Origin of the sequence: Musicola paradisiaca NCPPB 2511 (assembly GCF_000400505.1) — a bacterium.
Classification (GTDB): domain Bacteria; phylum Pseudomonadota; class Gammaproteobacteria; order Enterobacterales; family Enterobacteriaceae; genus Musicola; species Musicola paradisiaca.
On the sequence record NZ_CM001857.1, the window covers coordinates 1,642,388 to 1,658,246 of the forward strand.

The window sequence follows — 15,859 nt, forward strand, 5'->3', positions numbered from 1 at the left end:
ATCCCGCGCAGATTGACTATATCGTGACACACGGAACGGGCACCCGACTGGGGGATCCGGTCGAGATTAATGCGCTGAATGATGCGTTCAGCGCATACACCGATAAACAGGCTTTTTGCGCCCTGACGTCGACCAAAACGAATTTTGGCCATACGTTTGCCGCTTCGGGGCTCCTGAGTGCCGTGAGTCTACTTCAGGCGCTGAATCAGCACGTCATCCCCGCAAGCCTGCATTGCCAACAGGAAAATGATTACATTACCTGGGCAGAGAGTCCTTTTTATGTGAATAAAACCCCCAAAGCCTGGCCGGTACAGGTGGGTAAGCAGAGAATGGGGGCCGTGAGTGCTTTCGGCATGAGCGGAACCAATGCTCATCTGCTGATGCAGGAATACCCTCAGCCGGTTTCGCTCCCAGAGCCAACACGCAGCCACTATCTTCTCTGTTTGTCGGCCAAGACTGAGGAGGCGTTATACCGTAAGGTCGATGATCTGATTTTGCATGTGCAAAAACCGGAAACCCGCGCTCAGGGGCTGGCGGCGATCAGCTATACCTTGCTCCGGGGGCGGAGTCATTTTCAATATCGTCTGGCGGTGGTGGTTGAAGATCGGGACGGTGTCATCATCACTTTGCGACAGGCAGAGCATTCGCAGCGTCCCAATCTGTTTCGCGGTAAAGTCCCCTTGGGTTTCACCGGGCAAAAAGCCATTCGTCAACATATCGACGTTTTATTACACCAGTCGCAACCTATGGCGGGGCAGGAATATCAGGAAAACCTGTCCGCACTGGCAGACTATTATTGCCAGGGGTACGAGCTGGACGGGGCGGTACTGTTGCCGGATGTATCCAGATGTGTTGTCTTACCGACGTATCCCTTTGCCAGAGAGCATTACTGGGTAGAATCCGGCGCGTTATCTTCATCGCCAGATCCCATCGTCGCTGCCAGACCGGGGCAACGGCATCCGTTGTTGCAGGAGAATGCTTCAACGCTTGCTGAGCTTCGTTTTCGCTCCGAGTTTAGCGGCGAGGAGTTTTTCCTCGCGGATCACCAGATTCATGGTCAGAAGGTGCTGCCGGGCGTCAGCTATCTGGAAATGGCCCGGGCAGCGTATACCTATGCCTCCTCTTCCCTCATGTCAGCATCGCAACCGCCGCATTTCAGCTTGAAGCAGGTACTCTGGCTTCAGCCGGTGATCGCAACGCAACAGACAACCACCATCTATCTGGGTCTCTACGAGCAGGAAAATGGTCTTATTGACTACCAGATTTATTCGGAAAACGAGTTACAGCAGCGCACGATTCATGGCCAGGGAATCATTGATCCCTGTATGAATAATGCCCTCACGGAGAATAAAGCCTTAGCGCAGGGTTATCTGGATCTGGATCTATTGAAGAAACAGATGACGGGCCCTGAATACCCGGCGGCGTACTGTTATCAGACGTTTCTCGACATGGGGCTGAACTATGGCGAGGCATTTCAGGGCATTGAACAGCTACTCACCGGCGAGCGTCAGGTACTGGCCCGGATTTCGCTGCCGGATACGGCGCCATCCTCCGCGTTCGGCCTGCACCCGAGCCTGATGGATGCCGCCTTGCAAACCAGTCTGGGGTTGAATCACTCCGGCCTGCAGCCTGGCGCTGCCTATGTTCCTTTTGCGCTGGAGCAACTGGATGTATTCGGTGAGGTTGATACCCAGCTTTGGGTCTGGCTACGGCTGGTATCAACAGCAAACCCGGCGGATGAGCAAGTGCAGAAAATGGATATCGACCTTTGCGATGATCAAGGTCGTATCTGTGTGAGCCTGCGTGGATTCTCAACCCGGATGTTGCCGCTATCTCACCCTGCCGAGAACGATGTCGCGCCAGGATCGGTGACTGCTGTGGATACGACGGCGAGCGCAGCGATGGCCGTTGGCATCACGAGTAAAGCATTACGCGGCACCGAATATTTTTTGCAGGATCACGGTGGTGTGCTTCCTGGAATGCTGTCTCTGGAATGGATGAGAGAACTGGCGGAATCACAACGTCTAACCGAGGACTCCGAGGCTGTGGTGGGCCTCAACGCGGTGATCTGGCATCAGCCCGTGATAGTGGGCGAGGCGGGAGCGGATATCGATCTGGCTCTACATCGGGATGAACAAGGCTATCACTGCGTTATCAGTAGACAAGGACAGATTCATGCACAAGGGCGGGTGATGACCGGTGTTGTCGGTGCGGCAGCACCTCAGCCGCTGCCGCTTGAAGACATCGAACTTCGCTGCCGGCAGCGTCGATCCCATCATGCCTGTGCTGAATTTTTCGGTATCGCTATTGGGCCCAGATTGCTTGGGATTACCGAGTATCAGCAGGGGGATCATGAAGCGCTGGTGACGCTGGCGGTTCACCAGGAGGTTGTCGGTGTGGGCGAGGTGCAGGCGTTACATCCGGCGCTGATGAATGGGGCGGTGTTGGCGGCCATTATGCTGGCTGTCGGCGGTGAACGGCAAGGCGCCCGTCCGCTGATGCCTTTTAGCCTGGATACGCTGCGGATCTACCAGCCGTTGCCGGCAAGCGTCCTGGCTTATATTCGCCAAAAGCCGTCTGATACGGGTTCAGAACAAGAACATCGTGTTGTGCATTGTGATATCTGGTTTACCGATCATCACGGGCAGATTTTGGTTGAGATGAAAGGACTGAGCATGATCGGTGCTCAGGCCTCGCCAGCCGCGTCGCTGGTTTTTGCCCGGCCTCAATGGATTATGCAGCGTGTGGGATCGGTGAAGGAGCGTGACCGTGCTCCAGATGCATTGCCGCCTTGTTTTATTCTGTCGGATGAGAATGAGGCGCTGCAAACCGCGTTACAAACGACCTGGCCCGAGGGTCAGGTGATGAACCTGTCTGTGGGCCACGACCAGCAACAATTGACATCTTGTCTGCAACAGTTATTCGTCCGGATAAAAGAAGGGGTGCTGGCTTGCCGGGAGCACTCTCAGCGACAGGCGCTATTTATACTGGCATCGGAACCGGTTAATGAAGCGTGGTTATTAGCCGGTGCGGGACTTCTCAACACCGCCCGGCAGGAGCAATCGGGGCTCAATGGAAAAGTGATCCGATACCACGCTTCACCTGACGCCATTCAATCGCTGCTCGCTCAGTTACCGTCTGACATGCATGGCGCCAATGACGCCACAGAGATCCATTACGATGCAACCGGAAACCGGTCGGTGAAGGAATGGTGCCCGATAACGCCGGCAGAGGTGACTGAGGCGCTGCCGATTTCTTCTGACAGTGTTATCTGGATCACCGGCGGTTTGGGGGGGATTGGTTATCAGATTGCCCGTGAACTTGGGACGAGATATCAGGCCCGGTTGGTGCTTAGCGGCCGCTCTGCCCTGAATGAACGCAGTGAGCAACGCCTGTTGGATTTGCGGCATCAGGGCATTCAGGTGACTTACCTGCCGGGGGATGTGGCCGATCCGGCACAAACCCGCAAGTGGGTACAACAGATTCTGCAAGCTGAAGGTCAACTGAATGGCATCATCCATAGTGCAGGTATTCTTCGTGATGCTTTCATTGTCAATAAAACGCAAGCCGAGCTGCTTGACGTTTTCGCGCCGAAAGTGGCAGGAACTCTGGCGCTGGACAACGCGACCCAGGATTGCAACCTGGATTTTATGGTGTTGTTCTCTTCATTAAGCAGTGCTTTTGGTAATGCCGGTCAGGCCGATTATGCCTGTGCCAATGGCTTTATGGATGGATTTGCCTTCTGGCGTAACCAGCAGGTTGCCAGTGGCCTGCGTCGGGGGAAAACCCTGTCGGTAAACTGGCCGCTATGGCGTGATGGCGGCATGGGGATTTCCGCGCCAGATGCTGAACTGCTCAGACAGCAGACAGGGTTGATTCCGATGCCCACCGAGGCAGGGATTCGGGCATTGATGCTGGGGCTGCAAAGTCAGGAATCTCAGCTTGCCGTCATCTATGGTGAGGCAGAGAAAATCCGGGCCCGGCTCTCTGATGGACAAACGTCAAACCATTCGTCGTCCGGGTATGCATCAGAGATAAAAAATGCGGCAGGTTTGACAACCGCGGCAAACAGCCCGGTTCGGGTCGGTCAGGTTTGTGCCTTGCTGGTCAGCATGGTCGCGCAACTGCAAAAGCTCGATGAGAAGAAGATCGAGTTGGATATGGAGCTGTCCAAATATGGCTTCAATTCTATCGACTTCACCGAGTTCGCCAGTCGTCTCAATAAAACCTACGGATTGGCACTGATGCCGACGGTTTTCTTTGAGCATTCAACTCTGAGGGCGATGGGGAACTATCTGGCTGATACTTACCCCGCGGCTTTTGCTGATAAAGCGGCTGCGGCACCCGTCACCGCTGGATCGACAGCGGGAAGGGCGGCGGCTAAACACCCGCCTCAGATGACCGTCACCAGCACCGTGAAAACGGATGCAGACAGAAAAACATTTGCCTGGCGGGCTGCACCGCGCATCCAGTCCCGGTCAACGCCCGCGGTTGCGTCGCCAGACACCGCCGTATTAGACACCGCCGTTTCTGCGGTGGCCGCCTCAGACATTTCAACCGCGACGGCACCGGCGGTGAGCACGCCACTCGCGCCAGCAACATCGCCAGCACCGGAAGCGATAGCGATCATCGGTATGAGTGGTCGGTTTCCTCAGTCCCGCAACCTGGATGAGTTCTGGCAACAACTGGACGCGAATCAGGATCTGATAAGCCAGGTTCCGGCAGATCGCTGGAACTGGCAGGACTATTATGGCGATCCACATGAAACCCCTGGAAAAACCAAAGTCAATGGTGGGGGGTTTATGCAGGATGTCGATTGTTTCGACCCGCTGTTTTTTGGGATCTCTCCGCGTGAGGCTCAATCACTGGATCCGCAATTCAGGGTTTTTCTGGAAACGGTCTGGGCCACGATTGAGGATGCCGGCTATTGTGCCAGTGATTTATCGGGCAGCAATACCGGGGTTTTTGTCGGGGTATCGACCTCTGAGTATAAAGATGCCTGGCTGAAGTATTCCCACGATAAATTCGGTATCGGTGATCCACCCTGGCTGTCTCATTTTGCGCTGGCAAACCGAGTGTCTTATATCCTGAATCTGCACGGCCCCAGCGAGCCTATCGATACCGCATGTTCCAGTTCGCTGGTTGCCATTCATCGGGCGATCGAGGCGATGCGCGCCGGCAGTTGCGACGTGGCGATTGTGGGTGGCGTCAACATTATCGTCAATCCGGGGATCACCATTACCGCCGGAGAGGCCGGCATTCTTAGCGAAGACGGCCGTTGCAAAACATTTGACATCAGTGCCGATGGTTATGGTCGTGGTGAAGGCGTCGGCGTCATTATGCTCAAACCCCTCAGTCAGGCGAAAGCCGATGGCGACCGCATTCACGGTCTGATCCGTGGCAGTGCCGAGAATCACGGCGGCAAAGCCACCTCGCCGACGGCACCGAATCCGGTTGCGCAGCAAGAACTGTTGGTTCAGGCCTATCGCCGTAGTGGCATTGATCCAGCGACGGTGGGCTATATCGAAACCCACGGCACCGGAACTAAACTGGGCGACCCAATTGAAATCAATGGGTTGAAGAAAGCGTTTGCAACCCTGTACCGGGAGCGGAATAAAACGATGACCCGAAAGGCTTATTGTGGCCTGGGGTCGGTGAAAACCAATATCGGACATCTGGAAGCCGCTGCCGGTATTTCCGGTGTCGTGAAAATTTTGCTGATGTTCCGTCACCAAAAAATTCCGGGCAACGTGCACCTTAAGACGGCGAACCCTTATCTGGATTTAGCCGATAGCCCATTCTATCTGGTTCAGGAGACACAAGCGTGGCCGGCGATGGAAGATGCTGCGGGTCAGCCAATACCGAGAAGGGCCGGCGTCAGTAGCTTCGGTATCGGTGGGGCTAATGCACATATTGTGCTTGAGGAATATGTACCGGTAGCGGACGTCGAGAATGCTTCATCGTCTTCTGCGCTGCCGGTGGCCATTGTGCTGTCGGCCAAAAAGGCCGAGCGCTTAGCCGCAGTTGTACAAGGACTGGCGGCTTTTCTGGATTCTGCGCAGTTTACCGCCCAGCCGCCCAGCCTGACGGAGATCGCCTATACCCTGCAAGTGGGGCGTGAAGCGATGGATCAACGTCTGGCCTTTGTCACCCATTCCGTGCAGGCATTGAAACAAACATTAGCGGCTTATCTCTCGGGTTCAGACGCGCCGGAAGCTCTCTATCGCGGTAGTGTGAAAGCCGGTAAAGCCTCTCTGTCGATGCTGACCGAGGAAGAAACATGGCAGACGATGGTCGAAACATGGTTGCAAACCGGCAACTACAACAAACTGCTTGATGTGTGGGTGAAGGGCGGCCAGATTGACTGGAAGCAACTGTACCCGGCAGCCGTTAAACCCCGTCGAATCGGTTTGCCGACCTATCCGTTTGCACGAGATCGTTTCTGGCTAAAGGTAAAGACGCCGACGAGTGAGCGCAATGGGCAAGGGACGGCGCCACCCCCGGTAAAAATAAGCCCTTATCGTTTGCATCCTCTGGTGCATCGCAATACTTCGGATATGACTTCGCTCTGTTTTACCTCTTGGTTTGATGGCCGTGAATTTTTCCTGGCTGATCATCTGGTTATGGGGAAAAAGCTGTTACCCGGAGTGGCTTATCTGGAAATGGCCCGGGCTGCCGTTGAGCAGGTCGTCGGCGTGGGACTTCATTTGCAATTAACGCAGATTGTGTGGGTACGCCCATTCATTGCCGAACATCAGGGGGCAGCGGCACCCTCAACCTCAACGGAAAGCTATCCGCTCACTGTGAAACTGTTGCCGCAGTCGGCCAAGGTGATTCGGTTTGACATCTGTTCTCTGATGGCGGATGGCCAAACCCAGGTGCATTGTCAGGGGAAAGTGCTCGTCATCGACCCGCTTTCAGATGACGGCGAAAGACTCGATCTGTCTGTCGCTATGGCTGAACATCAGCAAGGAATCATGGATAAGCTTGAGTGTTACCAGGCTTTTCGTGAACTGGGGATCGTATACGGCCCTGGGCATCAGGGCATTGAGCGCCTGTATCTGGCGAAGGGGCGTGTGCTGGCGCGGTTGACGTTGCCTGAAACGCTCAGTGAAACGCTTGGGGATTATGTCTTACATCCTAGCCTGATGGATGCGGCATTACAGGCGACACTGGGTTTATCCCGAGAGCATCGGTTGGGTTTACCGTTTGATATGGAATCAATGGATATTCTTCATCGATGCACATCAGCGATGTGGGCTTGTATTACCTATGACGGCGGAATTGAACCCGATCCCCAGGCAAAGGTACAGCGACTGACTATCAAGTTATATGACGACGCGGGGCAGCTTTGCGTTTATCTGCGTGGCTTTAGCGCCCGCACGCCTGAGCAGGCTACGACTCAGGGAAAGGGGACGCTCATGCTGGTGCCGCAGTGGCTTCGTAAACCCGTGCCGGTCAATACGGTTGCTCCGTATTCATACGCGAGTCGCCAGGTCTTATTTTGCGGCGATCGTGCTATCGCAAACGATATTGGTCTGACGGATGACGTCGTTTTGCCGATGCAGGCTTCGGACGATATCGCGCAGAATTTTCATCAGAATGCGCTGGCACTGTTTGCACAGGTGCAAACGATGTTAGCCGGTAAACCCAAACAGGCGATATTACTGCAACTGGTGGTTGCCGGCGATTTCCCGACCCGGCTATCAACCGCCCTCAATGGATTGTTAAAAACGGCACGTTTAGAGAACCCCCACTTTATCGGTCAACTGATTGAGCTGGATATGGGCGTCAGCGCCGATGATGTGGGTGAGAAGCTGCGGGAAAGTAGCCTCGTGCCGGAAGATATTCACATCCGCTATGACCGGGAAGGGCGTCAGGTTCTGTCCTGGCAGGAAGTGTGCTCGACGACGGGCGGGCGGGGTGTGCCCAATGCCTCAGCGTTGTCCCCGGCGTCTGGACAGGCTGGCCTGCCGTGGAAGGAGCAGGGCGTTTATCTCATTACTGGCGGCGCTGGCGGGTTGGGACTTATTTTCGCCACGGAAATCGCCCGTCAGACCCGGCATTCAAGGTTGATTTTAACCGGGCGTTCCGCCATGAACGCCCGGATCCAGTCGTCGATCAGCCCGTTGGCGGCGCTGGGCGCACAGGTCGATTACCGCATGCTCGACGTGTGTGACCGGCAAGGGGTTGAGGCGCTGATCGCTACCGTGACCGCACAGTACGGAACGATCAACGGTGTTCTGCACTGTGCCGGCGTACTGCGTGACAGCTACATACTGAAAAAGTCTGCGGCGGATTTCCAGGCCGTGCTGGCACCGAAAGTTCAGGGCGTAGTGAATCTGGATCAGGCTTTGGCGCAGCATCCGCTGGATTTCTTTATTCTGTTTTCTTCAACGGCGGCAGGTTTGGGTAATCCGGGACAGGCCGATTATGTGACTGCCAATAGTTTCATGGATGCCTACGCCCATTATCGCCAGCAACGGGTGGCTGCGCAGTTGCGGATGGGAAGAACCCTGGCGATCAATTGGCCGCTCTGGAAAGCGGGTGGGATGAGGGTTGATGACGCCTTCGAAACCATGATGTACCAAAGTACGGGCATGATCGCGATGTCTACGGATGCCGGTCTTCAGGCGTTCTACCGGGCTATCGGGCGGGAAGAAAACCAGGTGCTGGTGATTGCCGGCGACATTGAAAAATTGCGCCAGACGCTCAGTGCTGTTCAGTGGGTAAACGCGGATGAAAAGCGCTGTGAAGAGCCGAGATTAGCCGAGCGCGCACAAGGATTTGACCACATGGCAACCACACGGACTGATGATATGCCACGGACTGATAGATCACGGATCGATAAGCAGGGTCTGGAAGCGGCGGTGCAGCAACTGTTGACTCGAGACGTATCCGCATTACTTGATGTGGACAAGGCCGAAATCGATTTGGATCTTGAATTGACGGAGCTGGGCTTTGACTCAATTCTGACGACTGGGTTTGCCAACACGTTGAATCGCCAGTACGGGCTTGACCTGCTACCTACCGTCTTTTTCGAGTATCCAACCCTTTCGGCATTAAGCCGTTACCTGACGGAAACCTATCAGACGGTATTTGCTGCAAGATTTACGGATCTTTGGCATCCAGAGAGCGCCCGTGAAACATCGGCCCATCATGGGGCCGTCAAGTCTTCGCCGGCGGAGCACTCGGTTCAGACCGTGGCTGATTGCTGGCAATCAGTGCCGACCGGGGAACAGACCGCATCTCGCCCTATTGAGCTGGATATTCAGGCGTTGCATGAGGTGATTCAGTCGCTTCTGTTGCAGGAAGTCTCAACGTTGTTACAAGTGAGCGTGGCGGACATTGATAGCGATATTGAACTGAATGAGCTGGGTTTTGACTCAATTCTGACGACCGGTTTTTCGAATACGTTGAACCGGCAATATGGGTTGGATTTGCTCCCGACCGTGTTTTTTGAATATCCGACCATCGCCGGATTGACCACTTATCTGGCCGATCATTATCAGGAACGCTTTAGTCATCTCTTTGCCGAAAAAGTGAGGGTGCAATCGCCGCGCTCTTGCTCACCGGCGAATGAAACATCATCGACGCATAAAACATCACCGGCGAATGACGTACCGGCCGTGAAGGATAATGAGCGTAGCCGCGGGTCGGCGATGCATTTGGCGGATAACTCACCCCTGACAGAGCGGCAACCATCGCAAGCGCCAGCCCGCCCGCGAGATGAACAGGAAGCGATTGCGATTGTGGGTATGAGCGGCAGCTTTCCGATGGCGCCGGATTTGGAGACCTACTGGGAAAATCTGTTTCAAGGCAAGGACTGTATCAGTGAAGTTCCGCCAACCCGCTGGAACTGGCGGGATTACCTGCAAGATGTGCAGGGCGCTGACAACAGCGACAGTATTCGCTGGGGCGGATTTATCCAAGATATGGCGGAGTTCGATCCGCTGTTTTTCGGCATCTCGCCCCGGGAGGCTGAATTCATGGATCCGCAACAACGTTTGTTGATGACCCATGTCTGGAAAGTGATTGAAGATGCCGGTTATTCGGCCAGCTCGCTGTCCGGCAGCTCATTGGGCCTCTATATCGGAACGGGGAACACCGGTTATTCCGGCCTGATCGTCGATGCGAAGCTTCCGGCAGAAGGCTTCACCGCAACGGGAATCGTTCCTTCGATCGGCCCGAACCGAATGAGCTATTTTCTTAATGTCCACGGCCCGAGTGAACCGATTGAAACGGCGTGCTCATCCTCGTTGATTGCGATTCACCGTGGGGTATCGGCCTTGCGCCATGAAGGCTGCGATATGGTGATTGTCGGTGGGATCAATACGCTGGTTACGCCGGATACGTTTGTCAGCTTCTGCAAGGCCGGCATGCTTGCCGCCGACGGTCGTTGCAAAACCTTCTCCGGCAAGGCTGACGGTTATGTCCGGGGCGAGGGCGTCGGGATGTTGTTGCTGAAACGCTTACATGCTGCAGAAGCAGACGGCGATCACATTTATGGCGTGATCCGTGGCAGTGCGCAGAATCACGGCGGTCGGGCCAGCTCGCTGACGGCGCCGAATCCCAGGGCGCAGGTCGCATTGCTGGAAAGCGTCTACCGGAATGCCGGTATTGATCCCCGGAGTATGAGTTACATCGAGGCTCACGGTACGGGGACGAAGCTCGGTGATCCGATTGAAATCAATAGCCTGAAAGCCGCATTTAAGGCTATGAAGGCCGATTATCCAGATGAGGGATATCACAATACAGAGTGTGGTATTGGATCGGTGAAAACCAATATCGGGCATCTGGAGATGGCGGCAGGGATTGCTGGCGTCATTAAAGTGCTGCTGCAAATGAAGCATCAAACCTTAGTGAAGAGCCTGCATGGCGAAGAACTGAATCCCTACATCGATTTCACGGGAACCCCTTTTTATCTCGTTGGCGAGAATCGTCCCTGGCCAGCGTTGAAAAACGCCCGCGGAGAAACTTTGCCGCGCCGGGCCGGTGTCAGCTCGTTTGGTTTTGGGGGGGCTAATGCGCATGTGGTGATAGAGGAGTACCGGGATACCCGTCCGGTATCACCAGCCGTACAGGATCGTTATGTGATCCTGTTGTCTGCCAAAGACGATGTGCGTTTACGGCAGGTAGCCCAGAATCTCAGGCAGTATCTGGCACAGCATCGGGAAAACCCTGAACTGACGTTGACGAATCTGGCCTATACGCTGCAAGTCGGGCGTGATGCGATGGATGAGCGGCTGGGATGGATCGTGAAGTCATTCGATGAACTGATGGCGAAGATTGACGGTTTTCTGCAAAACACCGGAAATTCCGATGACACATACCGGGGGCAACGCGGCAGTCATAAAGGGCTGATGGCCCAGTTTTCTGCTGATGAAGAGTTGAGTGAAGCCATTGCGAAATGGGCTGAGCGTGGGAAGTATGCCAAGTTGCTGAACCTGTGGTGTCAGGGGCTGGCGTTTGACTGGTCAGGTTTGTACCAAGGGCAACGTCCGCGTCGTCTTAGCCTGCCGACCTATCCCTTCGATCGTCAGCGATTCTGGCTTCCGGAAGACCAGGGGCAACGCCGTGCCGCTGAGCGCTTACCCGATGAGAATGGCGCTGACCCGGTACGGGAAGCATCGGCCAGCGTCCCTTCGTCGTCATCGGAAAACCTCGCCCCCGAGGGCGTAAACACACACTTTAATCTTGATACTTATCTGATACAGCTGGTCAGTCGGCAGCTCAAAGTCTCCGAAGCGATCATTAGCCCGGATCGCGCGCTGGAAGAGCTGGGGATGGATTCGGTCGTGTCCGCTGGCCTGTTAAAAAATATCCGGGAAAAATTCCCGGATGTGTCCCGCTCGCTGTTTATGGAGTACCGCACCGTAGGGGAAATTCGGCAATACCTGAGCAGCCATTTTGGCGATCAACTGGCGAAGCTGGGTAGCCAAACCTTGCCTACCGCACGGGCGGATAGCGAAAAACCGACGGATGAGCAGAGCGCAGTAACCGGAAAAGAACCGGGGCAGAATATCAGTATTATCGGCATGGCCGGTATTTTCCCTCAGGCGGAGCATATCTCCGGATTCTGGGAAAACCTGAGTGCTGGCCGTACAACGCTTTCTGCTTTGAGTGGCAAGCGCAGGTATCTGATGGCTCTGGATGCGCGCGACAGGGGTAGCGATAGAATCGGCGGTTATCTTGATGGGGTCGAGTATTTCGATCACAAGCTGTTTAAAGTTCCTCACAAGGAGGCCCAAAAGCTGGATCCCCAGATACGGAAGTTGCTCGAAGTCATCTGGCAATCCGTGACGGATGCCGGATACACCCTGAGCCAGTTCCGTGAAAAACGAACCGGACTTTTTGTGGCGACGCGCGGGCATTCAGGTTATCAGGATATTCCTGCCAGGATGGATCCCACTCAGGCGGCACAGTGGCGTTTTCAGGCGGAACAGATATCCGCTTATGCCAATCGCATCTCCAATATTCTGAACCTGTCGGGGTTGAGTGAAATTGTAGAAACCGGATGCGCCAGCTTTCTGGTGGCAATCAGACATGCCATGAGCGCCATTAAAGAAGGGCGCTGCCAGCAGGCTATTGTTGCCACGGCGGAACTGGGGCTTTCTCCCTTCGTTCAGAACCGCACGGATGATCAAGCCTTGTATAGCGCTCATCCCGTGACGAAAAGCTTTGCCCATGACTCGGATGGGTATGTGAAAAGTGAAGTCGTCGGCGCCATTATCCTGAAAGCCGAGACAGAGGCGTTGGCGCAGGGAGACGCCATCTATGCCAATGTGAAAGCGGTCGGTGTCAGTCATGGCGGCAAAGCGCCGCTGAAGTGGTATAGCCCGAATATTGAAGGGCAGAAATCGGCCATCGTGGCCGCGTTCAGCGAAGCTGGCATTGACCCGGCGACCATCTCTTATATCGAACCTGAAGCCAACGGTTCCCAGTTGGGCGATGCGTCTGAATTGGTGGCCATTCAGGCAGTATATGGCCCCTATCTGCAAGAGAGCAAAGCACGACAGGCCGCTATCCAGACGAGCCATATCCCAGCGGATAGTCATGCGCCTTCGATTGCCATTGGCTCTCTCAAACCGTTGACCGGCCATGCCGAAACGGCATCGACTTTTCCGGTATTAGTGAACATGGTGCTGTCGATGTACCACCGCCGTCTGGCAAAAGTCGAGGGGCTGGGAGAACTGAACGAAGGAATCACCCTGACCGATGGTTTCGAGCTACTCAGAGCCGATCGGGACTGGGCGAAGCCTGACCATCTCCCCCGGCGCGGTGCTATCCACTCTATGAGTATTGGGGGGGTGAATGCACACCTGCTGCTTGAGGAATATGACGATGTTCAACGCGCTGAGTGGCTTACGTCTGCCGCCAGGCAGATAAACCGGCCCTTTATTTTTCTGTTTTCTGAATCGGATGAAGACAGATTAGACACGCTGGTGCGTGATTACCTGGATTTTTTGCCTCGCGTGCAGGCAGATATTGCCGCAGGCAAGTTTCTTACAGGCGCGCCGGCGGCAGCACAGCAACCGGCGATGGAATCGGTCTATCTGGAGCAACTCGAATACACCCTGCAACAGGGCCGGGAACAACGAACCGTGCGACTGGCTATCTGCGCAGCAAGTATTGCGCAGTTGCAGGATAGTTTGCAGCGCTGGCGATCTCATGCGGGCAATCAGCCTGACATTTATGACAGTCGTTATGTGTCGCCGGATATCGCTGCGCGCCTGTCTCATTTCGATGATGGCATGCGGCAAGCCGTGATGGATTGGCTGGCTGGTCATGTTGTGGATTGGGCGACGTTGCGTCTGGCTGAAGGGCGGGAGGCGTTGATACCCAAACTCCATCTGCCGGCCAATCCATTGCAGAAAGTCTTCTGTTGGCACGACGGTTTCGACGATATCAACGCGGCTGATGAAAACAGTTCAGTATCGACGGCAGCAGAACAGCGCGCTGTTGTGGAGTAAACAAGGAGTGAGTGTGGTTATTTTCTGGATGAAATAGAGGTGAATAATGAATGAGTTGGATGAAGCTTTGTCAAGTTATCTTGTTGCGTTAGCAGCAAAAATATTGAAATGTGACCAGGCGGATATCGCGTGGGAAAGCGACATTGATGAATATGGATTTGAGTCGATGGAGGTTAATCAATATTGCATGGATTTGAATACGTTTTTTTCTATCAAGTTGACTCCGGTGGTGTTTCTGGAAGTCAATTCGCTTCAGGGATTGAGTGAATATCTTAAAAAGCATCATTTCAATCGCCTTGAAGTAACGCTTCTCTGAATTTGGAAAAAGAGGAAAATATTTATGGAAAAATATGACATTCAAAGTGAAACGCAACGGAAAGTATTTGAAATGATGCCATCGTTCTTTCTCGATCAGGAAGAACAGGCAAATTTCCACTTTATGATGCATATGCGTCTGTTGCTAAAGTCTCCCGATTTTATGGCGACGTTCGAACGTGATTTATTTGAGAAAAAATTAGCGGATCTGCAAGCGGCATATTCTGATTTCGCCGCTACGGACTGTGCCGATACTTTCATCAAAATGAAATCCTACGATTTTTCAAATATGGATCGGGCGACTTTTCAGACAATGATTAATGATGCCAGTAATCCGCCGATCATTGCCAAAGGTTTTCTCAATGACACCAAAGCCGTTCAGGAGTGGAGCCACGATTATCTGATTGAGCACTATAAAGATACGGAGATTATCGCGGTCGGCTATGATGAAAAAGAAACCAGCCTGAAAAAACTCAAGCTGGAAAAAATACTCCGTTCGCAATTGGATAAAGATTCTAAGGTGAGTTATTACATAAATAACTCTGCGGAAATTTTTAATGACTATCCTGATTTGATTGATGAAGTCGGCGCTGGAAAAATTCTCGATCTTTTCCATGGTCATTCCGCGAATAGTTTCAGCCAATTATTTGTCGGTAATCTTAGAACCTGGGGAACTAACTGGCATCAGGGGAATGATATTTCCTGTGCTTTGATGATCAGCGGGGTAAAACGCTGGTACTTTGTCGACCCTCGGCTGGGATATATTTTGCGCCCGTTTCTTGATGGTGCAAACGGCATGTCGGCCAAAATGGACGCTCGCCTGGATATCAATTTCCATAAAATTCATCATCCGCTTTATGCCTATGCGCCGAAATTTTATGTCGATCTTGAGCCGGGTGATGTCATCTTTTTCACAAAATATTGGCCTCATGCTGTCATCAATACGACGCCATTGCAGATCATGGCGAATATGCGGATGACAGAAGTGGATCTGGATACGATGACAAAAGGAAAAGATGTCCCAACGCTTATGCCGGTGTATGACAATATCCTGAATTCAGATCCGTCTTTTATCAAATTCAAATTCGATATTTTTAACAATTTAGGTAAAAAATCCAAAACTATCGGAGATGAAAATTATTTCTCTGCCTACAACACCACCAGCGACGTCTTGAGTAAGGGAGAGTAAAGATGAACGAGTATCTGATAAATTCCGGTCAATTCAATATGATTATTTGCCCGAAGGATAAAGCGTATTACATCCTGAATGATGATCAGGCATCCGCCGATACGCTCAAGGAATTTCTGGAGGGAAACAGGGTGCAATATAGCCGACTTAAGCCACTCTGGTTTCGGTATCGGGCCGACGAATCATGGCAGGATTTTGATAAAAAAGAATACCGCCTGGGGCAGGAACTTGCTGAAGCGGAGCTGATCGATCGCTTTGTATTAAAGAAGTTTAACTTTGGCAGTCTGGTGGCGGTTCGAGACGTCCAGACGGGTAACGTCAAGGTATTTAAACGGGACAAGTTACCACTGTCAGCGAATTAATACGTTGTCCGTCTGAAGAG

At 53.5% G+C, this 15,859-nt stretch carries 4 protein-coding genes (1 of these 4 only partly in view); all 4 read left to right on the forward strand.

The genetic code is table 11. The features are described 5' to 3' along the window. Tightly spaced (at most 46 nt apart), the 4 genes in view from DPA2511_RS07325 to DPA2511_RS07340 form a layout consistent with a single transcriptional unit that may run on beyond the window. A protein-coding gene (locus DPA2511_RS07325) for an SDR family NAD(P)-dependent oxidoreductase (protein WP_012765044.1) crosses the window boundary here: on the forward strand, window positions 1–13,973 show its 3' portion. Its footprint begins 6,658 nt before the window's first position; only the last 13,973 of its 20,631 coding nucleotides appear in the window; the start codon falls outside the window, past its left edge; its stop codon occupies window positions 13,971–13,973. A 46-nt stretch (window positions 13,974–14,019) separates the two neighbouring features. Then, window positions 14,020–14,289: an acyl carrier protein gene (locus DPA2511_RS07330; RefSeq protein ID WP_012765045.1), complete on the forward strand. Its 270-nt coding sequence runs from the start codon at window positions 14,020–14,022 to the stop codon at window positions 14,287–14,289. A gap of 24 nt (window positions 14,290–14,313) precedes the next feature. Next, on the forward strand, window positions 14,314–15,477 hold the full coding sequence (locus DPA2511_RS07335) for a cupin-like domain-containing protein (RefSeq protein ID WP_012765046.1): 1,164 nt from the start codon (window positions 14,314–14,316) through the stop codon (window positions 15,475–15,477). A gap of 2 nt (window positions 15,478–15,479) precedes the next feature. Further along, on the forward strand, window positions 15,480–15,839 hold the full coding sequence (locus DPA2511_RS07340) for a hypothetical protein (protein WP_012765047.1): 360 nt from the start codon (window positions 15,480–15,482) through the stop codon (window positions 15,837–15,839). Window positions 15,840–15,859: the final 20 nt, after the last annotated feature.